Origin of the sequence: Breoghania sp. JC706 (genome assembly GCF_037026715.1) — a bacterium.
Classification (GTDB): Bacteria; Pseudomonadota; Alphaproteobacteria; order Rhizobiales; family Stappiaceae; genus Breoghania.
In genome coordinates, this window is the sequence record NZ_JBANCG010000006.1 from 1 (window position 1) to 20,566 (window position 20,566).

Annotated in this window: 20 protein-coding genes; 8 read left to right on the plus strand and 12 right to left on the minus strand. The window is 63.5% G+C overall.

Annotation, left to right across the window (positions count from 1 at the left end; translation table 11 throughout):
- Positions 1-215: 215 nt before the first annotated feature.
- Together V2L18_RS13200 and V2L18_RS13205 are read right to left on the minus strand one after the other, a co-directional pair.
- Positions 216-1,103, minus strand: a complete 888-nt coding sequence (locus tag V2L18_RS13200; RefSeq protein ID WP_336178736.1) for an AraC family transcriptional regulator — start codon at positions 1,101-1,103, stop codon at positions 216-218.
- Between the two features lie 196 nt (positions 1,104-1,299).
- Positions 1,300-2,205, minus strand: coding sequence for an AraC family transcriptional regulator (locus tag V2L18_RS13205; protein ID WP_336178737.1), 906 nt, complete (start codon positions 2,203-2,205; stop codon positions 1,300-1,302).
- A 461-nt stretch (positions 2,206-2,666) separates the two neighbouring features.
- On the opposite strand from V2L18_RS13205, the gene V2L18_RS13210 reads away from it, so the two are divergent.
- The 4 genes from V2L18_RS13210 (at position 2,667) to V2L18_RS13225 (ending at position 6,779) form a co-directional block, all read left to right on the plus strand.
- Positions 2,667-3,623 (plus strand): AraC family transcriptional regulator, encoded by a 957-nt coding sequence (locus tag V2L18_RS13210; protein WP_336178738.1) that lies wholly within the window; start codon positions 2,667-2,669, stop codon positions 3,621-3,623.
- A 175-nt stretch (positions 3,624-3,798) separates the two neighbouring features.
- Entirely contained in the window at positions 3,799-4,455 is a 657-nt protein-coding gene (locus tag V2L18_RS13215; RefSeq protein ID WP_336178739.1) for a hydrolase, read from the plus strand.
- A gap of 67 nt (positions 4,456-4,522) precedes the next feature.
- Complete coding sequence (locus V2L18_RS13220) at positions 4,523-4,810, plus strand: DUF1427 family protein (RefSeq protein ID WP_336178740.1); 288 nt, start codon at positions 4,523-4,525, stop codon at positions 4,808-4,810.
- An 82-nt stretch (positions 4,811-4,892) separates the two neighbouring features.
- The gene (locus V2L18_RS13225) at positions 4,893-6,779 is read left to right on the plus strand and encodes an amidohydrolase (RefSeq protein ID WP_336178741.1); all 1,887 of its coding nucleotides are present in this window, start codon (positions 4,893-4,895) and stop codon (positions 6,777-6,779) included.
- Positions 6,780-6,882: 103 nt separating this feature from the next.
- On the opposite strand, the gene V2L18_RS13230 is transcribed toward V2L18_RS13225, so the two are convergent.
- A complete protein-coding gene (locus tag V2L18_RS13230; protein ID WP_336179143.1) occupies positions 6,883-7,011 on the minus strand; it encodes a hypothetical protein in 129 nt (42 codons plus the stop codon).
- Here V2L18_RS13230 and V2L18_RS13235 point away from each other — a divergent pair.
- Positions 6,986-7,879: an alpha/beta hydrolase gene (locus V2L18_RS13235; RefSeq protein ID WP_336179123.1), complete on the plus strand. Its 894-nt coding sequence runs from the start codon at positions 6,986-6,988 to the stop codon at positions 7,877-7,879. The genes V2L18_RS13230 and V2L18_RS13235 overlap by 26 nt on opposite strands.
- A 94-nt stretch (positions 7,880-7,973) precedes the next feature.
- Entirely contained in the window at positions 7,974-8,657 is a 684-nt protein-coding gene (locus V2L18_RS13240; RefSeq protein ID WP_336178742.1) for a DUF1275 family protein, read from the plus strand.
- A 30-nt stretch (positions 8,658-8,687) separates the two neighbouring features.
- Here the strand turns inward: V2L18_RS13240 and V2L18_RS13245 are convergent, their stop codons facing one another.
- The 3 genes from V2L18_RS13245 to V2L18_RS13255 are packed head-to-tail and all read right to left on the minus strand — an operon-like array spanning position 8,688 to position 11,007.
- Positions 8,688-9,386 (minus strand): pirin family protein, encoded by a 699-nt coding sequence (locus tag V2L18_RS13245; RefSeq protein ID WP_336178743.1) that lies wholly within the window; start codon positions 9,384-9,386, stop codon positions 8,688-8,690.
- Positions 9,383-10,015 (minus strand): alpha/beta hydrolase, encoded by a 633-nt coding sequence (locus V2L18_RS13250; protein ID WP_336178744.1) that lies wholly within the window; start codon positions 10,013-10,015, stop codon positions 9,383-9,385. The genes V2L18_RS13245 and V2L18_RS13250 overlap by 4 nt, the downstream gene beginning before the upstream one ends.
- Before the next feature lie 59 nt (positions 10,016-10,074).
- Positions 10,075-11,007: a ring-cleaving dioxygenase gene (locus V2L18_RS13255; RefSeq protein WP_336178745.1), complete on the minus strand. Its 933-nt coding sequence runs from the start codon at positions 11,005-11,007 to the stop codon at positions 10,075-10,077.
- A 125-nt stretch (positions 11,008-11,132) separates the two neighbouring features.
- Between V2L18_RS13255 and V2L18_RS13260 the strand changes: the two genes are divergently transcribed.
- Positions 11,133-12,032 carry a LysR substrate-binding domain-containing protein gene (locus V2L18_RS13260; protein WP_336178746.1) on the plus strand — a complete coding sequence of 300 codons (900 nt, stop codon included), beginning with the start codon at positions 11,133-11,135 and terminating at the stop codon, positions 12,030-12,032.
- 547 nt (positions 12,033-12,579) lie between these two features.
- Here V2L18_RS13260 and V2L18_RS13265 read toward each other — a convergent pair.
- The 6 genes from V2L18_RS13265 to V2L18_RS13290 all read right to left on the minus strand — a co-directional run bounded on the left by V2L18_RS13265 (position 12,580) and on the right by V2L18_RS13290 (position 17,308).
- Positions 12,580-14,487 carry a DUF262 domain-containing protein gene (locus tag V2L18_RS13265; protein ID WP_336178747.1) on the minus strand — a complete coding sequence of 636 codons (1,908 nt, stop codon included), beginning with the start codon at positions 14,485-14,487 and terminating at the stop codon, positions 12,580-12,582.
- Between the two features lie 29 nt (positions 14,488-14,516).
- Positions 14,517-15,128, minus strand: a complete 612-nt coding sequence (locus tag V2L18_RS13270; RefSeq protein ID WP_336178748.1) for a hypothetical protein — start codon at positions 15,126-15,128, stop codon at positions 14,517-14,519.
- Between the two features lie 116 nt (positions 15,129-15,244).
- Positions 15,245-15,829, minus strand: coding sequence for a DUF6884 domain-containing protein (locus V2L18_RS13275; RefSeq protein WP_336178749.1), 585 nt, complete (start codon positions 15,827-15,829; stop codon positions 15,245-15,247).
- The gene (locus tag V2L18_RS13280; RefSeq protein ID WP_336178750.1) at positions 15,826-16,695 is read right to left on the minus strand and encodes a hypothetical protein; all 870 of its coding nucleotides are present in this window, start codon (positions 16,693-16,695) and stop codon (positions 15,826-15,828) included. The genes V2L18_RS13275 and V2L18_RS13280 overlap by 4 nt, the downstream gene beginning before the upstream one ends.
- A 3-nt stretch (positions 16,696-16,698) precedes the next feature.
- Positions 16,699-16,980 carry a conjugal transfer protein TraD gene (locus V2L18_RS13285; protein ID WP_336178751.1) on the minus strand — a complete coding sequence of 94 codons (282 nt, stop codon included), beginning with the start codon at positions 16,978-16,980 and terminating at the stop codon, positions 16,699-16,701.
- 1 nt (position 16,981) lies between these two features.
- Positions 16,982-17,308 carry a conjugal transfer protein TraD gene (locus V2L18_RS13290; protein ID WP_336178752.1) on the minus strand — a complete coding sequence of 109 codons (327 nt, stop codon included), beginning with the start codon at positions 17,306-17,308 and terminating at the stop codon, positions 16,982-16,984.
- A gap of 181 nt (positions 17,309-17,489) precedes the next feature.
- Between V2L18_RS13290 and traA the strand changes: the two genes are divergently transcribed.
- Positions 17,490-20,510, plus strand: coding sequence for a Ti-type conjugative transfer relaxase TraA (gene traA, locus V2L18_RS13295; protein ID WP_336178753.1), 3,021 nt, complete (start codon positions 17,490-17,492; stop codon positions 20,508-20,510).
- Positions 20,511-20,566 lie beyond the last annotated feature (56 nt).

Consider the following 20,566-nt stretch of genomic DNA (forward strand, 5'->3'; position numbering starts at 1 on the left):
GCAAGAGCTCATTTTCGTCTCTCCCGAAGAGGCTCAATCCCGTTCGTTTCCAACGGGTTGAGCGCTCTCGCAGGATAGCTGTTCAGAAAACGCAGGCCAACCGCAACATGAGAAGCGGCGTCCGGCTCTCGTTGCCTAGGATAGCTGCTCAGATAACGCGGGCCAACGGCAACCGTCCGTCGCGCGAAGAGGAGGATGATGTCATGGGGTCGACCTTAAGATGATTGGCGAGGACGGCGATAGCGGGCGGGCGTCTCGCCGGTTCGTTGCGAAAAGACACGCGTGAAATGGCTCTGGTCGGCGAACCCGCAGGCAAGCGCTATTTCCGCCAGCGGGACATCGCTTTCAAGAAGCTCGCGCGCCTTCTTGATCCGGTATTCGGTGAGCCAACGGTGGGGCGTGCGGCCAAAACTTCGGGTGAAGGCCTTTATGAAATAGCTGCGCGAGAGCCCGCAGGATCCGGCGAGTTGAGCGATTGAAATCGGCTTGTCGAAATGCGCGACCATGTACTCAACGATGCGCTTTTCCTGCCACAGCGACAGCGTTCCCCGGCTTTCACGCGTGAGCTGCAGTCCGCCGTAGCGCCGTGTCAGGTGGGCGAGCAGGGCCAGTCGCATTTGTTCCAGAAACAGCGGATGCGCGTTCGCAGGATCGCCAAGCGCGGGCAGGAGTGCCTGCGCGAGCCCCAGCATGACCTCATCCGTCGTCTCAGGTTCGGCGGACAGGACGCACAGGTTCGGTTGTCCTGCCTCCTCCACGAAGCGGTTCATTTGGGAAAACGGAATTCGAAAGCGAAGATTGTCGAAGGCGGAGAGGTGATGGCATTGCCACTGCCGTCGCAAATCCGTGATCGCAAGGGCTGCAGCTGCGTGGCCGCCGTCGTAGACCAGTTCGCCGTCGCGCCAGAGCCGGTGACGTCTGAAGGGGCGCAACTGGACAATGACGCTGAAGGCGTCCGATCGCGGAATGGGAGCCGCCTTTTCCAGGCTGCCGCCGTCATGGCGGGTTCTGGTGACTTCGACATCGCCCAGATCGAGCGAAGCCGTCAGCGGTTCCAACTTGCGACGGGCTTGTGCCGCGCAGTCCGACAAGCGGGATTCCATAAGGATGTCCCCCGGTGCTTCATCAAGTGCAACGCCAATATCGTCGAATTTTAGGATTGGTTGATTGTAAGTTTTCTCGGGGGGAAGTCCAAAGGAAAAGCACGGCGCGCATGCTGCCGGCGGGCAGCGCTGCGCGCTTGGCTCGGGGTGTGCGGGAGCCGCGTTCCGGCTGGACGTCGGAGTTCGGCGGCGGAATTCAAAGGCGCTGGCGGCGTCGCCATTGGCCGGGGGAGAGACCTTTGTCGCGCGAAAAATGTCGGGTGAAGTGGCTCTGGTCAGTGAAGCCGCAGGCGTGGGCTATGCCCTTTAGCGGCATATCGGTGTGGAGCAGGAGGTCGCACGCCTTCTCGATCCGCAACTCGCGATGCCGTTGACTGGGCGTCCTGCCGGTGCTGTCCCGAAAGGCCTTGAGGAAAACGCGGGGCGAGAGGCTGCAGGCATTGGCCAGGTCCTCGATGGAGACCGAGCCTGCGAGGTCGCAGGCCATCATGTCGACCACGCGGTCGCAGCTCTCGCGCGACAGACGCTGCGTGGCGATGTGCGAGGTGATGCGGCCCTCGCCGTACTGACGCACGAGATGGATGCCGATGGCTGTGGAGAGCTGGTTGATCAGAAGCGCGTTTCCGGTTTTGGAATCGCTCTGGGCGCAGAAGAGAGCACGGGTCAGCCCGAAGAGGACCGGATCGTGGTCCCACTGGCCCTGCTTCAGGCCGTGGATTCCGGCCGCATCGGCGCCGGCGGCGATCCGCTCAAGGCCGCCCATGCCGATTTCCATAAGGTTGAAATCGAAGGCCCCCGATATGTCGGCCTTGTAGTCCTGCGCGAAGCTGCGGCTATAGACGCTGCCGGCCGCAAAGATCTGCTCGCTCCTGCGTCGACCGTCATGGATCACCCGCCTGTGGCCGCCGGTGGTGGACACGCCGATCAGGTACCCCCGGTCGCAGGCCGGCGTTCTCACCTGGCCGAGCTGCTGGGATGAAGACCCCTTCTGCAGGAACTTGATATTGGCGGCCAGCGCACTGTTGTCCCTATTCAGCTTCGACAGGGGACATCCGAGATCATCGAAATGCGGGGCTGTTTCGGTTCGCGTATCGTTCGACATGTGCCACTCTCGCAAGTTCGGCCCCCCTCGGTATTCGGCGCGAACGCTGTGGGGCGGCATCGACAAGGACGGCGCGGCGACGGCCGTCTAACAGCATCAGGATGGCTGCGACAGTTTGTCCGTTCTATTCTAATAGTCTCCTGTTTTGCATCCGGTGGTCCCTATTGTGCGGGCCAGGCGCGGTGTCCGGAGACGTTTCACGCGTTGATCCCGCGCGGCCGCCGGCGGAAATCTGCAGGGATCTGCGGCACGCTCGTGGTCGGCAGTCGCGTCGGAGGGCTCTCCCTGCAAAGGGTGGATCGTGCTGGATTGTTCATTGGACAGGATGCTTTTGTACAATATTGAGCCGTTCGTTCTTCTAGGCTGGACGCTCCGGCTGAAGAGTAACTTCGGCCGCCAAAAGCGTGCGATGGATGGGGACGTGCGTCCATTCGCGTTCCGCCGCAGCCCGGACCGGGAGAATGAACTTGCAGCGGGAGAATGATTTTTCCGACCATCTGGGGAACTGTTTTGGACTTCCCCGCGCGCTGCATGTCGGCCTGGCCCCGGTAGGGGGCGCGCGCTTTTCGGCAACGCGCCTGCTTGGTCACGCGAGCCATGCGCAGTCCCGTCTCGTCGCCATTCCGCCGCTCGATGCCTACCTGCTCACGCTCTACCTTGCCGATACCGAGCATTGCGACGTCGGCCCCGACGGTCGCGAGACGGAAATCCGCCGCTATCGCCGGGGCTCGATGTGTCTGATCGATCTTGCCGGAGGGGCGTCGATCCGGCTTTTCCGGCCGATAGATGCGATTTGCTTCTACATGCCGCGCGCGCTCTTCGACGAGATCGGGCAGAGGTTTGAAACGCCGCTGCCGGCCGGGCTCAGGTGTCTTCGCGGCATTCCCGACAGGGTGGTCTGGAATATCGGCAATGCCCTGTGTTCCGAGATCGAGCGTGCCGAGAGCGAGCACGATGGAAAGGCCGGTTTGAAGCCGCCCAATTTGCAGATGATCGGCCATGTGGCGATCGCCGTGTGCAGCCATCTGATGCAGACCTACGCGGCACAGGGCGAAGCTGACGGCACGCCGCCGGAATATCTCGGCCCCTTCCAGGAAAAGGCGGTCGTGGAATATCTCGCGGATCACTTCGCCGAAGCCGTGGCGTCGCCAGATCTGGCAGCCGAGCTGGTGGGCGATCTCGCGGCGCTTTGCGATCTGTCGCGCGAGCATTTCCTCCATCGCTTCCGCAACACGACAGGGCGCACGCTGGAGCGATGGATGGAGGAGTTTCACCTGGGCAAGGCGCGCGAAATCTTGGCCCGGGGCGGCGGTCCTATTGCCGAGGTGATTAGGGCATGCGGACTTAAGGATGAGCCCCGCATCCGCGAGGCGCTGGCTCTGGCGCATGCTGGCGTCACTCCGCCGACGCTCAACTGAGCCGGGCGCTGTCGGCAATTCCCCTTCGCCGCGACCTTTCGGCGAAACATCTCCCGGACGAATTTCACGACCGGCGCATCAAACGTTCAAAACGCGCCACTTGCCGACAAGAAACACGGACGGCGACCTGACACTGTCGGGCATCACTTGAGCCCGCAACAGCAAAGGCCCGACCATGTCCCTCGATGCGACGCCCACCCCCGCGACTTCGCTCATTTCCCCGCCGGACCACACCCTGATCATGATCGACTTCCAGTCGCAGATGTCGTTCGCGACCAAGTCAATCGACGCCGTGCTCCTGCGCAACAACGCCGCGCTCGTCGCCAATGCCGCCGCCGGGTTCAAGGTCTCCACCATCCTGACCACGGTCGCGGAGAAGACCTTCTCCGGACCGATGTACGAGGAGATCACCGACGCCTTTCCGGGCAAGGCGCTCATCGACCGCACGTCCATGAACACCTGGGAGGATGCTGTGGTGATCGACGAGGTCAACGCGATCGGCAAGAAGCGGCTGGTTCTGTGCGGGCTGTGGACGAGCGTCTGCATCGTCGGCCCGGCGCTGTCGGCGCTTGAGCAGGGGTTCGAGGTCTACGTCATCGCCGATGCCTGCGGCGACGTCTCCGACGAGGCGCACGAGCGGGCCATGGAGCGCATGATCCAGGCCGGTGCCCGGCCGATGACCGCGCTTCAATACATCCTCGAGCTTCAGCGCGACTGGGCCAGGGTGGAGACCTACGACATGACCACGGGCTTCGCGAAGAAGTTCGGCGGCGCCTACGGGCTGGGCATCATCTACGCCAAGCAGATGTTCGGGGCCTCCGAAAGCCACTGAGCGGGCACCCGCGCGCATCCGTGCCTTGCGCGGATGCGCCTTCCTCCATTCGAACGGAGCGATGGCCATGAAGCTCTATCTTCTTTCCCTTCTCGTCGGCGTGCTGGTCGGGGCGATCTACGGCCTCCTCAACGTGCGCTCGCCCGCGCCGCCGGTCGTGGCCCTCATCGGCCTTCTCGGCATCCTGATCGGCGAACAGGCGGTGCCGCTCGCCCGCCGCGTCATGGCCGGCGAGCCGGTCTCCGTCTCCTGGCTGACGAGCCAGTGCGTGCCGCACATGTTCGGCCATCTGCCCGGCGGGAGACGGCTCGCGCACCGGCCGGACGACGCGGCCAATCGCCCACACGAGGGATGACGCGGCCACGCGTCCACACGAGGGATGATGGCGAGGGCTGAAGGCGCTTCGGCGCATCCGGGCAGAAACAAGGATCAACCGCATGTCTGTCGATACCATCCTCCACAATGCGCGCGTCACGACGCTGGACCACACGAAGCCGACAGCCTCCGCGCTCGCCATTCGCGATGGCCGGTTCGCCGCCGTCGGCACCGACCGGGAGATCCTGGCCCTTGCCGGGCCCGAAACACGCGTCATCGACGGCAAGGGCCGGAGCGTCCTGCCGGGGCTCATCGACAATCATACCCACGTCGTGCGCGGCGGTCTCAACTTCAACATGGAGCTGCGCTGGGACGGCGTGCGCTCGCTGGCCGATGCGATGGCCATGCTGAAGCGGCAGGTGGAGATCACGCCGCCGCCGCAATGGGTGCGGGTGGTGGGCGGCTTCACCGAGCACCAGTTCGCCGAAAAGCGCCTGCCGACGCTGGAGGAGATCAACGCGGTCGCGCCCGACACGCCGGTGTTCCTGCTGCATCTCTATGATCGGGCTCTGCTGAACGCCGCTGCCCTGCGCGCGGTGGGCTACACCAAGGACACGCCCAATCCGCCGGGTGCGGAAATCCAGCGCGATGCGGCGGGCAACCCGACCGGCCTGCTGCTCGCCAAGCCCAATGCCGGCCTTCTCTACGCGACGCTCGCCAAGGGGCCGAAGCTTCCGGTCGAATACCAGGTCAATTCCACCCGCCACTTCATGCGCGAACTGAACCGGCTGGGCGTGACCAGCGTCATCGATGCCGGCGGCGGGTTCCAGAACTATCCCGATGACTATGCCGTCATCCAGGAACTGGCCGATGCCGGCCAGATGACCGTGCGCCTCGCCTACAACCTCTTCACCCAGAAGCCCAAGGAGGAAAAGGAGGACTTCCTCAACTGGACCTCCTCGGTGAAATACAAGCAGGGCACCGACTATTTCCGCCACAACGGCGCCGGCGAGATGCTGGTGTTCTCCGCCGCCGATTTCGAGGATTTTCGCCAGCCGCGCCCGGACATGGCGCCGGAGATGGAGGGCGAGCTCGAAGAGGTCGTGCGCGTGCTGGCCGAAAACCGCTGGCCGTGGCGGCTGCACGCCACCTATGACGAAACCATCTCGCGCGCCCTCGACGTGTTCGAGAAGGTCAATGAGGACATTCCGCTTGAAGGCCTCAACTGGTTCTTCGACCATGCGGAGACGATCTCGGACCGCTCCATCGACCGGATCGCGGCGCTCGGCGGCGGTGTCGCCGTGCAGCACCGCATGGCCTATCAGGGCGAGTATTTCGTCGAGCGCTACGGACTGGAGGCGGCCGGGGCGACGCCGCCGATCGCGAAGATGCTCGATCGCGGACTGAAGGTTTCCGCCGGTACGGACGCGACCCGCGTCGCCTCCTACAACCCGTGGGTCTCGCTCGCCTGGATGATCACCGGGCGCACCGTCGGCGGGCTTCGCATCTATCCCGAGCGCAATTGCCTCGACCGGGAAACGGCGCTGCGCATGTGGAGCGAGAACGGCACCTGGTTTTCCAACGAGGAGGGGCTGAAGGGGCGGATCGAGGCGGGCCAGCTCGCCGACCTGATCGTGCCGAGCAAGGACTTCTTCGCCTGCCCGGAGGCCGATATTTCCGACCTCACCTCCGATCTGACGATGGTCGGCGGCAAGGTGGTCTATGGCGCCGGCGACTTCGCCGCGCTCGACGACACCCCGTTGCCGCCCGCCATGCCGGACTGGTCGCCGGTCCGGAGCTTCAGGGGATACGGCGCGTGGGGGGCCTCAGACGATTTCCGGGCCGAGGCGGTCGCGCCCGATGCTGTCAGCTTCACCGCCGGCTGCGGCTGTTCCTCCGCCTGCCTGGTGCACGGCCACGACCACGCCCGGGCCTGGTCGTCGGATGCGCCGGTCTCTGACGTCAAGAGCTTCTGGGGCGCGCTCGGCTGCGCCTGCTGGGCGGTGTGAGGTTGGCGGCGGCGTTCAAAATTGGAGCCTAAGCGACAAGAGACCGGGGCGGTGCCGTTGCTAGGCTCCCCGGGCGGACCGGACGACCCGCTCGCGTCGTCCTTCATTTTTCGTTCGCGGAGCCGTCGATGACCAATGAAACATTTTTCCCCATGTCCCGCCGGCAAACGTTGATCGCCGGTGCAAGCCTTTCGGCCGCACTGGCGATGCCAGCCTTCGCGGCAAATTCCATCAGCGCAAGCTCACCCACAGGAGACGTTGAAATGGCTCAGGATTTCGTGACTACCCCGGATGGCGTGGAAATTTTCTACAAGGACTGGGGCCCGAAGGACGCTCAGCCCATCGTCTTCCACCACGGCTGGCCGCTGTCGGCCGACGACTGGGATCCCCAGATGCTCTTCTTCGTGCAGAAGGGCTACCGCGTCATCGCGCACGACCGGCGCGGCCATGGCCGTTCCACCCAGGTCAGCGACGGGCACGACATGGACCACTACGCCGCCGACGTCGCGGCGATGATGGACAAGCTCGACCTGCGCAACTCCGTTCATATCGGTCATTCGACCGGCGGCGGCGAGGCGGTGGCCTATGTGGCGCGCAAGGGCCAGGATAGGGCGACGAAGCTGTTGATTCTGGGCGCGGTTCCCCCGCTCATGGTGAAGACCGACGCCAATCCCGGCGGGTTGCCGATCGAGGTCTTCGACGGCTTTCGCGCGACGCTCGCGGCCAACCGGGCGCAGTTCTATATCGATATCCCGGCCGGCCCCTTCTACGGGTTCAACCGCGAAGGCGCGACGGTCATCGAGGGGCACATCAACAACTGGTGGCGCCAGGGCATGATGGGAGGTGCCAAGGCCCATTACGACGGCATCAAGGCCTTCTCGGAAACTGATTTCACCGAGGACCTCAAGAAGATCGAGATCCCGACGCTGGTGATGCACGGCGATGACGACCAGATCGTGCCCTTCGCCGATTCCGCGCCCCTCGCGGCCAAGCTGCTGAAGAACGGCACGCTCAAGGTCTACGAGGGATATCCGCACGGCTTCATGACGATCTATCCCGACGAGATCAACGCCGACATGCTGGCCTTCATCGAGAGCTGATCACGGCAGACGCCGCAATCGCCCGGCACCGCTTCCCCGGCACCGCTTCTCCGGTATTCGGGGATCGGTGCCGGGCCGACGCCGGAAACAGACCATGACCCGTTCCCGTCTCGCGCTTCTTCTGAGTTTCAACGCCGGCTACGTCGACACGCTGGGGTTCCTCGCGCTTGCCGGCCTGTTCACCGCGCATGTGACCGGAAACTTCGTGACGCTGGGCGCGGCCCTCGTCTTCGGAACGCAGGGCGTCGTCGCCAAGTTGCTGGCGCTGCCGGTCTTCTGCGTGGTCGTGGCCGCCATGCACCTGAGCGAGCAGCGCCTGAAATGGGCTGTGGGCTCCCGCGTTCGGCTCATGCTCGCGCTGAAGCTGGGGCTTTTCTGCGCGGCCGCGGTCTTCGCGATCGCGCACGGCCCCTTCGCCGACGGCGACAGCCTCCCGGCGATCGCGATCGGCATGGTCCTCGTGACCGCGATGGCCATCCAGAACACGCTTCACAAGGTGCATCTCGCCGCCTTGCCGCCGACCACGCTCATGACGGGCACGACCACCCAGATCATGCTCGATATCGCCGACCTCGTCGCCGGTCCCGCCGACGACGAGGCACGGCGCACCATCGTCGCGCGGCTGCGGCGGATGGGCATGAGCCTCGCAGGGTTCGCCATCGGATGCGCCTGCGGCGCGCTCGGCTTCGTGTTCGCCGATCCGTGGGGCTTCCTTGTCCCGCCCGCCGTGATCGTCCTCGGCCTCCTGTGCGAGGCCGGAACGGCGGAGGCCGCCTGACAATCGGGGCCCCGAAAATGGGGGCCCCGTTCATTTCATGTCGAACAGCAGGGCCTTTCCGTCGGTAATCCAGTCGATGTCGGGGAGCCTGCTTTCCCCGACCTGCAACCCGTCACCGGACGAAATCCGCTCGCCGCCGATGGTCGCTAGCCCCTCGACGATGTGCACGAAGGTCTTGCGGCCTTCGCCGATCGGCAGGCGCGTGGTCATGCCGGCTTGCGGGAAGGCGATCAGGACCCGGCTGTCGGAAAGAAGCCGCAAGGGCGCCTCGCCGTCGCGGCCGCTCGCCAGCAGGGACCAGTCGCGTGCTTCCTCCTCCGGCGACAGGGCGGCCTGCTGATAGGTCGGCGCGCCGCCGTAGGTTTCCGGGATCAGCCAGATCTGCAGGAAATGAGCCGGCTCCGTGTCCGACGCGTTCATTTCCGAATGCCGGATGCCGGTGCCGGCCGACATCAGCTGCGCCTTGCCCGGCGCGATCACGGTCTCGTTGCCGATCGTGTCCCTGTGGCGCAGCTTTCCCGAAAGCACCAGCGTGAGGATGTCCATGTCCTCATGTCCGTGCTCGGCGAAACCTGAGCCGGGAATGATGCGGTCCTCGTTGATGACGCGCAGAGCGCCGATGCCCATCCGCGCGGGATCGCGAAAGCCCCCGAACGAAAAAGTGTGGAAGCTGTCGAGCCACCCGGTCTGCGAGCGCCCGCGATTGACGTTTTCATGGATCAGGGTCATGCCGTCACCTCCAACGGGGCGGGAGCCCCGGTCAGGAAATTCCGCAAGTCCGCGATCTCCTGTTGCCGGATCTCGTGCCCGCCCTCGTGCTGCGACAGCGTCACGTCGGCGGCCTGGGCCTTGAGATACGCGGCAAGGGCGTCCGTCAGTTCCGGCGGGCAGATCGGATCGCGCCGGCCCGCCGTGATCAGGATCCGCTTTCCCGCAAGGCCCGGCTGGGGCGCGGGCTTCCACGGGATGAGCGGATGGAGCAGGGCCACGCGATCGAACAGCCCGGGGTGCAGGAAGGCGACGGCCGCCAGGATGTTCGCGCCGTTGGAATAGCCGAGCGCATAGGTCGGATGACCCGGATTTGCCGCCCGGTGCGCGGCGATGAACGCGGCCATCTTCCCGGTCCGTTCGGCGAGATCCTCCATGTCGTAGACGCCTTCCGCCGTGCGGCGGAAGAAGCGCAACGCGCCATGTTCGGAAACGTCGCCGCGCGGCGCGATCAGCCCCGCATCGGGCATGATCTCGTCGATGAACTGCGAGAACTGGCGTTCGTCGCCGCCGGTTCCGTGAAAGGCGAAGACGATGGGCGCATCGGCTGCGGGGGCCTTCGTCAGGGCGGGGTAGGCTGTGAGGGACATGTCGCAACTCCGTTGGAGCGTGCGGCGCCCGGGATCTTTCCCGGGCGCCGGGGCGAAGGTCAGTCGTTGATCGGATCGAGGATCTTCTCGATCTCCGCGCGGTGCGGCTCGTAGCGGGTCGGCAGCTTCAGGGCCTCGCCCAGATGCGCCGTGTCCTCGTCGCGGTCGAAGCCCGGTTCGTTGGTCGCGACCTCGAACAGGATGCCGCCGGGGGTGCGGAAGTAGATCGCCCAGAAGTAGTCGCGATCGATGACCGGGGTGACCTGATAGCCGGTGTCGAGCAGAGCCTTGCGAACGGCGAGTTGGGCGGCCCGGTCCTCCACCGCGAAAGCGATGTGGTGGACGGAGCCCGCCCCCTGGCGGGCGCCGTCGGCGGACGGCAGGGCCTCGATGTCGATGACGTCGGCGCCGTTGCCGCCCTCCACCGCGTATCGCGTCCACGCGCCCTTCCGCTCGATCTCCTGGTAGTTCATGAATTTCAGGAGTTCGGCGGTGGGGGCCGGGTCGGCAAGGCGGAAGCTCGCGCCATGGAAACCCCGGATCGCTTCCGCCGAGCCGATGTCGGCGGCGGCCCGGCCCTCGCGGGTGTCGTCGTCGACCTCGATGAGCGAAAAGCCGTCGCCATCCGGTCCGGCAAAGCGCAGGCGCTTCTCTCCGAAGGCCTCGTGTTCCCCGATCCCGGCGACGTTCAGCTTGGCAAGGCGCTCCTTCCAGAAGCCGAGCGAGCCGCGCGGCACTGCGAAATAGGTTTCTGCGACCTCGCCCGTTCCCGGCTGGCCCTTCACGATGTGCGGGAAGGGGAAGTAGGTCATCACCGAGCCCGGTGTCCCGACCTCATCGCCGTAGTAGAGATGATAGACCTCCGGGGCATCGAAGTTGACGGTCTTCTTGATCCGGCGCAGGCCGAGGTCCTTGGTGAAGAAATCGCTGTTTTCTTGCGCGTTGGCGGCCAGCGACGTGACGTGGTGCAAACCTTGAATCTGCTTGAGCATGGCGGCTGTTCCTTTTCCCGACAACGTTTCCGTCTTGTCTTGGGAGCAAGATGGGGACAGCCTCTCATAAATGGAATGAACATTATTAGATTGATATTATTGCATTTAGTGAAATAATCGGCGCCATGATTGATTTCGAACAGGTCCGGATCTTCCTCGAGGTGGCGGAACAGCGCAGTTTCGCCGCTGCGGCACGCCGTCTTGCGATGACGCCGCCCACCGTCACCCGCGCCGTCGGACGGCTGGAGGAGGCGCTCGGCGTGCAGTTGCTGCTGCGAACGACCCGGCATGTGTCGCTGACGTCGGCAGGCGCGGTCTATGCGGCGCGCGTCACTCCGCTGCTGGAGGCGTTCAGGCAGGCGAACGAGGAAATCCGCGAGCGCCATGGCGACGTCTCGGGCCTGATCCGGATCAACGCTCCCATGTCACTGGGCCAGCAGATCCTGCCGGACGTCGTGTCAGGTTTTCGCGTGGCGCATCCCGGGGCATCGCTTTCGCTCAGCCTCACTGACAGGCTCATCGACATCGTGTCCGACGATTTCGACTTGGCGATCCGCATTTCGGAGGCACCGAAGGACAAGTCGACCATCTGGCGCAAGATCTGCCCGTTGCAGCGCATCATGGTGGCCTCCCCGGGCTATGTGGCGGCCAACGGCATGCCGCAGACGCCCGACGAACTCGAGGCGCGTACGTGCCTCGCTTATGACGAGCGCTCCATCGGCGAGACCTGGGAACTGCGCTGTGAGGGGCGTAGCCGGAAGGTCAGGGCTGGGCATGTGATCGCCGGCAACAACGGGGAGCTGCTGGCGCGGCTGGCGGAGAACGGGGAGGGAATAGCCCTCCTGCCGCATTTCATCGTGGAGGAGGCGGTTGCGAAAGGGCGTCTCTTGCATGTGCTTGAGGGATGGCAGCCGCCGCAGCTGTGGTTGACGCTCTACTACCCGCCCTACGAACGGCTGCCGCTGCGCGTCGCCACCTTTTCCGACTTTTTCGAAGCCTACGTCACGCGCACGCGTCCGCTCTGAGCTCCGGATCTTGAAAGCCTCCGGCGCATCTCTGCGGTTGCAGATACCCTCGATCGCTGCGCCCCCGCATGTCGGCATCGAGCTTGCCGCGGCGCCCCTGCGTCGTGCGGATGTGCTCATGACCGTGGTTCGGGTTGAGAGCCTTAAACTCCTTCGGGGTGAGCGCTCATTTGTCAATCAACAGGGCGATCGTCGTGTGCGGCGTCACCGCAACGATCGCCTTGGTTTGATCGACCGTCGGTGTTGACGGCACTTTTGTGCAACGGCTTCATCATCGCAACCTGCCGAAACCAAGGATCCGAAGCAGCTTCGCCTTGATGGCCTTTCGGCAGCCCTTGCGCTTCCTGATGCGGGATCTGATAGGCGTTGACGGTTCGTGCGTTCGATACCCGCGCATCGCGTGATGGGCAGCGCGAGGAGCTGTCCGGCGCCGAGAAAAAACGTCGATAAAATCAGTCAATCAAAAGGCTGAATGGCGGGCCGCGACCGATAGTGATGATTACTACGTCTACGCCATAGCCCTACAATAAAGCACGACATTGCCGCGTCACCCTGTCGAAAGGAGCAATGCTGCCTCAGCGTCATCTTCAACTGCTTCGGTGTCCTCGCCTTCTTCCGGGACGTTGCCGCTATAGGCAGCCTTGCCCATTGCCTGTTCGATCAGGCCAAGCAGGCGCTTTTGTCGATCTTCCATGAAATCCTCGAACTTGTCGGCGCGGAGAAGAGAGGGGGCAATCAGGTGCGATTGCAGGTAGTTGTCCAACTTCTCGCCGGCGATAGGCGGCGTGGCGCTGTTTCCGCTTTCCAGCTTCGCCAGATATTCGCTCGGCGCGACCCCGCCGATGATCCTGTTCGTGCGATACGACAGTGGCGTTTTGTTTATGATGGAATCGAACACGGCAGGCTTGATGCCATGCGCCTTGCACCAGTCCTGCGGGAAGATGTGGTGAATATCCACGTTTTCCCCGAAGAACACCGTATGGTCGAATTTCTGGCCCGAACGAAAATCCTGCGCACCTTCCTTCATCAGCAGGGCGTTCATGCCCTTATAGGCCGCTGAAAGCCGCATCCGCATAGTTTTCAGGCGGTCGGAGCGGAAAATGGTTTCGCTGACCGTCGAAGGCTCCGGCCCACCGCTCAGCCAGCGCGTGACTTCCATGAAATCCTTGGCGATGCGCGTTTCGACAGCGGAGCCGTAAAGCTCGCCAAATACGCCGTTCCAGTACCACTGAACCAGCTTTGCCCGGTTTGCTTCATGCTCCCACGCATCCCCAATGTCAGCCAGGATCGCCGCCAGCGGCACAATCTGCGACTGATAGGGCAGATCGAAAATGCGATAGATGTGAAGCATGTGAAGAAACTTGGCGGCTTGAATGAAGCCGCGTTCCACCTGCGCCTCATACTTCTTGTAGGCTTCCAACGGCAGGTCGAGCAAGGCTTGCCGGTTGCCCGACACGGCAGGCAATTCCTTGCCTTCCTTGCCCGCTTGTTCAGCAGCACGCCGCCGGTCTCGGGTGAAAAAGAGCGAGATGGCTTGCAAGAAATCGGTATTGCCGACACCGGCCAGAATACCGGTATCAGAATCCGCAGGGCGCAGGGTGTCGGCAAGCCGTTGGTGGCGCCCCTTGATACCTTCATCACCGTACCAGTCTTTGCGCAGTTCATGGCCGGAGGCCGCATACATGGCCGTGACCAGTTCAAAGGCATCGAGCGCCTTGCCGCCCGTGTTCACCTTCTCGAACACCACGCAGACAGCTTCCTTTGAGGTCGAGCGGTCGAGCGCGATCACTGGCACGCGATACATCTTGAAGTTTTCGAGCACCTCTTTCTTGAAGGTGCGAAACTGCTCTCGGATTGCTTTGTGTTCTTCGCCTGACCAGTGATCGTTGAAGCCGTCCTGCCACGTATCCCAATCGAATACCTGGCTGACCGGGAACATTAGCACCGCATATTCCTTTTCCGGCGCGGAGAGATCGAGAGCGACTTCGCGCCCAAAGTCCGTGCGTTCCATACGATCTTCTGGCACACCGATCACGGCTTCTTCGCGGTCCACCGTCTCGTCAATGGCTTTGGCAATGTCGAGATAGAACCAGCGTTTCACCCGTTTTTTCTTAGGGGTGACGGTTTCCACAACCTTCCCACGCAGCGTCACTTGATAGAGCGAAGTCATTCGCTGCTGGCCGTCGAGCAAAAGGGATTGCGGCGCGCTCTGGCGAGCTTCCACTGGAGCGCCCTCGACTGGGCGCGGTTTGAAATTGACCGGCCCGCCGGTGTCCAGTGACATGAGTGCACCTACTGGGAAGGCGCGCGAAATCGAGGCGATCAGACTCTTGATCCGATCCTCGTCCCAGACCCAGCTTCGCTGAAAATCCGGCAACTGGATGATGCCCCGATGGCACTCATCGAGCAGCCGGTGAAGGTCAATAGGATTGGTCTGAAAGGACGCCCCTGCCATGCATTTATTCCCCTGATTACTATATCACTCTACAATTCTGTGCTGCATTCTATAGCTGTTTCAAGCACATCAAGAAATCGAGGCTCGTAGCTATCGTCCACATGACGCTGGTTCCAAAGGCCGGAGCGGCGCACCCTTTCTCGACCGGAGCGATGCCCCAGCCATGACGGCGAAGGTGGATCAATCATCGGTTCGTGCAGGCAACTTGTGAGCGCAATCGCATTTCTCTCGATGTAACCGCGTAGCGAGTCAGCGCCGGGCTCATCGTCAACGGGAAGCCACAAAAAGGGTAATTGGCCCAGATATTCAGATACGGCAGCTTCGATTGGGGCCTCAGCGATTGCCAACTTGGCTCTTTGCATAGTCAGTATCTCTGCGGCCTTCCCCAGATCACCTTTTATCCCCCAAGAAGGACATTCGCGGCAGTCGCCACGCGCAATGAGAGCCTCGCCGACAAGCAACCTGAAGATTGACCCTCGATGGTTTCCGCCAAGGCTGGATGACTTTCCGGCATGCTGGCGCAGACGCTGATGCAGAGTCGAACGCGCTCCTGCTGTCAAAGCGTGCGTGCCTACACGGACGAGCCTCTGCCCCTGACCGCTACCCGTGCGGGTTTCACCCGGTTCAAAGAAGAAATACACGCCCCTTCGTGGCCAAGTTTTCGAAGGGGAGAGCCGAGCGAGATACCTCTTGCCACCTGTCAGAGATTCCAGCCTGTCCAAGATCCGATACAAGCGAATGAGATCATCTGTTCTGCTCATGATCGCGCGCCCAACCATGCCAATTGTTCCCCGATACGCAGGTTCGCCATTGGTACGTCCACTTCATAGCCGTCTGCCAGCAACGCTGGGACCAAGAATTCTCGATAGCGGAGTCCGGCAAACATCACGATCCGCCGTCGTCCGGTCAGATGTGAGTTTAGCTGTCGGAAAGTGCTTTCAGCCCATGCCCGGCGTTCAGGCACGCCAGCGGCATTGAGTGTCTTTTCATAGGGGGCAATTTCGACATCTGGCGCGACTACACCGTGGAGCGCAGACAGTATAAGCCAATCAGCCTCTTGGCTTTCAACCAAGCTTCGGACTTTGAGGAACCAATCTGAACGATAAAGCAGCCGGGCAGGAGCCGGTCGGATGAGCTTCTGACTCACACATGAAACGAGAACAAGGGCATTTGTTAAGTCTATTGACGCCTTCCCCTGACATTCCCGTTCAGCCGATGACGGCGCAGGAGACTGTTTCAACACATTGTAGGCATGCTGGTAGCGAATCCCCAGCCGCCGTGCAATTTCGGCAACCTTCAATCCTTCGCGTGCTAACGCGCGGATGTTTTCGGAAACGCTCATGTCCAACGCTCCAATTTCGCGCGAACGCGGGGAACATTTGCAAGCGCGGTGGCAAAGGCGTGTGCCCTAGCGATTAGGTCGGCGTCAGGGTCCATAATTGTGAACCAGCGTTGGCGCTGCACATAGGACGACGAGTCGGGGGCGCGCGGCACGGACACGTTGGTTCGCAACGTGGCGATGTTGTCGGTGCCGGTTTCGATAGAAAGCCGTTCATGCAGTTGCTGCAAAAGAGCATCGTGCGTTAAGTTCCGGCCCGGAAACGTGATGAAGACGATGGCCCGTCCCGGTTTGCGCAATAGCCGAACTTCCGAGAGAGTCGCATGTTTCTCGGTTTCTCCGCCAATCCCGTTGTCGGGATCGAGAAACAGAATGTCGGCAGCATCAAGCGCGTGCCGTTTGCGCATTCCCCACACATGTCGTTCTAACCGGGGTGGGACCGGCTCGCGGTGAAATAATGTACCCTCCGGCCAGATCATCGCTTGTTCGAGAGCGGCAACGCTACGTTCCGGCAAGTTCGCAAGACCTGCGTGCAGTTCCTCGTCAAGTGCGCGCCACGCCTTCTCGTCCCGCCATTCAAGATGCCGACCGTCCAAACGTCCATCATGACTCGGCGCGTAGTACCATGCGATACCAAGTGTTTTATCCTGGCCTGCAAGTGCGCGCAGGAAAGCGAATTTGATTACATCGCTCACGTCTCCGGCATATTGATCTCGCATACAGTATTCGCCCTTTCGCCGCGCAATATCGGCAAGATCGCACAAGCCGCCGCGGCAGCACAATCTCTTGAAGCGTAATTGTTTTGCGCGGCGCTGCCGCGCGATGGCGGTCGCCGCTGCGATATGTGGGGCCTCCGCGCCGCCCGCCATCGGTCATGCACCGCCATGGGGCGTGTCCGTTGCAGCAGCAGCGGGAGCAGATTCCTTTTGCTCGCTTCGCTCCGCGTCGAACGCCTGCTTTCCCTTTCCGGCCCAGAGTTGACGCGCGCGTTGTCCGCCGTCGCTTTGTAGCTTGTCGGCCATCCAGATGAGCGCGCCGAGGATCGTGGCGCGGTCGTCGCCGGTCAGGTCCACAACGCCGGATTTGACGACGAGGCCGCCGAGTTCGATCAGATGCCGCGTGCGTTTGCGGCGCTCGACCTGCCAGGTGCGCATGTCATGCCGCGCCCGTTGCGCCTGATGCCGGTGGCGCGCCGCCCGGTTGCGTTTGAGCGCCGCCGCTGTTGCGCTCAGGCGCTGATGCAGATCGCCGTGATTTGCCCCGAAACCATGCCGCGCCGCGCTTGGCCCATGCCTCCTTCTTTGCGGCGTCGGTGGTTTCCACCAGCACGATCAGCGCGCCCGCCAGTTCGTCGGCGGTGAGCGTGTCGGCCCCGGTGGCGATGACCAGTTCGCCGAGTTGCTGGACCTTGCGTGTTCTGAGGTCTTTGGCCTTGTCTTCGAGCGCCTTCAGTTCGGCGTCATAGTCGCGTGGCTTGCGCATCATGGTCTCCAATCGTCTCTGCAAGTTGCCGTTGGAGCAATGATAGTGGAGCGTGGCGCGGAATGCTGTATTGTCGCCGGGACAGTCTGACACGGCGCGGGCATTCCCGAGAATTTCATTTCGAGGGCGCGCTTATACGTCGTTCCGACGTGCGCTTTTCCGTGGCTATGTTGGGATCGCGATGGCGATCTATCATCTTCACGTCAAGGTCATTGGCCGCAAGGCAGGCTCCAGCGCGGTGGCGTCCGCCGCCTACCGCTCGGCCTCGCGGCTGCGCGACGACCGGCTTGAACGCAGCCACGACTTCTCCGGCAAACGCGGTGTCGTCCATTCCGAGGTCATGCTTCCGGAGAACGCGCCTGAGCCATGGAGCGACCGCGAACGGCTGTGGAACGATGTCGAGGCGTTCGAGGTCAGGAAGGACGCCCAGCTCGCCCGCGAGGTGGAGTTCGCCATTCCGCGAGAGATGACGCAGGAACAAGGGATTTCCCTCGCTTGCGACTTCGTACGGGCCGAGTTCGTCGATCAGGGCATGATCGCCGATCTCAACGTGCATTGGGATATCGGCGAGGACGGCAGCCCCAAGCCCCATGCCCATGTCATGCTCACCATGCGCAGCGTGGATGAGAACGGGTTCGGTTCGAAGGTGCGGGACTGGAACAGGACGGAGATGGTCGAACGCTGGCGCGAGCGTTGGGCCGATCACGTCAACGAACGGCTGGCCGAACTCGACATCGATGCGCGGATCGACCATCGCAGTCTGGAAGCGCAGGGCATCGGCCTTGAGCCGCAAAGTCAGATCGGCGCGCCCGCGCAGAGGATCGAGGGCGAAGGGATCGAGGCGGCGGATCGCGCGGAGATGCACCGCGAGATCGCGCGTAACAACGGCGCGCGGATCATCGCCGATCCATCGGTGGCGCTGGACGCGATCACGCATCAGCAATCGACCTTCACACGGCGCGATATGGCGATGTTCGCGCACCGGTACAGCGATGGGTTGGACCAGTTCAACGCCGTCATGGGCGCGATGCGCGGCGCGCCCGATCTGGTCGAACTGGGCAGAGACGGACGCGGCGAGGACCGGTTCACCACGCGCGAGATGATCGAGGCCGAACAGCGCCTGCACCGCGCGGCGGACCTGATGGCCGAGAGGGACTTGCACGAGGTCGGCGACCGCGACAGGGAAGCGGCCCTGGCCCGCGCCGAACGACGCGGGCTTGTCCTGTCCGGCGAGCAGGCGGAGGCGCTGGCGCATGTCACGAGCGGTCGCGATCTCGGCGTCGTCGTGGGTTATGCCGGAACGGGAAAGAGCGCCATGCTGGGCGTGGCGCGCGAGGCGTGGGAAGCGGCGGGCTATGAGGTTCGCGGCGCGGCGCTCTCCGGCATCGCGGCGGAAAACCTGGAAGGCGGGTCGGGCATTGCCTCGCGCACCATCGCCAGCCTGGAACATGGCTGGCGGCAGGGCCGCGACCTGCTCACATCCCGCGACGTGCTTGTCATCGACGAGGCGGGCATGGTCGGCGCGCGGCAGTTGGAGCGTGTGCTGTCCCACGCGCGGGAAGCCGGAGCCAAGGTCGTTCTGGTCGGCGATCCGCAGCAGTTGCAATCCATCGAAGCCGGCGCGGCCTTCCGGTCGCTCCATGAGCGTCATGCCGGTGTCGAAATCAGCGAGGTGCGCCGCCAGCGCGAGGACTGGCAGCGGGACGCCACGCGCGATCTGGCGACCGGCAGGACCGGCCATGCGATCCATGCCTATGACGCGCACGATATGGTGCATGTGGCCGAGACCCGCGAGCAGGCGCGTGGCGACCTTATCGAGCGCTGGGACCGGGAGCGGCAGGCGTCACCGGACAGCAGCCGCATCATCCTCACTCACACCAACGCCGAGGTGCGGGCATTGAACGAGGCGGCCCGCCAGCGGATGCGGGAGGCTGGCGATCTGGGCGAGGACGTGCGCGTCACCGTCGAGCGGGGAGACCGCAGCTTCGCCGCCGGGGATCGCGTCATGTTCCTCGCTAACGAGCGCGGCCTTGGCGTGAAGAACGGCACGCTCGGCACCATCGAGCAGGTCAGCCCGCAGGCCATGACCGTTCGCACGGACGATGGCCGCAATGTCTCGTTCGACCTGAAGGACTACAACAGGATCGACCACGGCTATGCCGCCACGATCCACAAGGCGCAGGGCATGACGGTGGACCGTACCCATGTTCTCGCCACGCCGGGCATGGACGCCCATGGCAGCTACGTCGCCCTGTCGCGCCACCGTGACGGCATGGACCTGCATTATGGCCGCGACGACTTCGCCAGCCGGGACAGGCTGGTCAACGCCCTGTCGCGCGACCGGGCCAAGGATATGGCGACGGACTACGAACGCGCCGACCCGGCCCAAGCCTATGCCGAGCGGCGCGGCATCAGCTTCCGCGAGCGCGTCGCCGAGATCGTGCGCAAGGTGCCGGAGACGGTGCGCGGCATGTTCGACGGCCTGCGGCTACCCGCAGCATCCATCGACAGGGCGGCGTCAGGCATTGACAGGACGCAGGAGCCGAACGCCGCTTCGCCGGTTCAGCGGCAGGCGGACGCGCCGGAAAGGGCCGTGGCGGTTGATCCTGAAGTCGCCATGCGCAAGGCCCGCACCGATGCGCTGATCCGCCATGCCCGCGCCGCCGACGCGATCATCGAGGCGAAACGCGAGGGCCTGACGCCTTCCGCCGAACAGCGGCGCGAACTCGGTGCGGCGCGGGACGCATTCAATGCCGTGCGCCCGAATGGCTGGCAGGATGCGGAAGCCGCATATTCCAAGGACAACAGTCTCGCGCGTGAAGCCGGAACGGGGCGCATCAACCGCACCATCCGCGCCCTGCAACTCGAGGCCGAAATCCGCACGGGACGTGGCACCGGGCGGGATGCCGATCCGGCTCGCGACCCGGGCCTCCGCGCCGACCGCTTCGTGCAGCGCTGGCAGGCCCTCGACCAGACCAGCCAGCGCCAGTACCAGGCAGGCGACATGTCCGGCTACAAGTCCACGCGGGCCGAAATGGGCAATATGGCCAAGAGCCTCGAACGCGATCCGCAGATGGAATCCATTCTCGCCAACCGCAAGGCCGAGCTTGGTATCCAGATGGAGAGCGGACGCCGACTCGGGGCGGCGCTCGCCTTCGCGCACGGCATCGACATGGGCAGAGGACGCGGGATCGGGCTTTGAGAACCGTCCTATTCACCGCCGATACTTCGCCACAGTACGCCGACACCTGAACACCT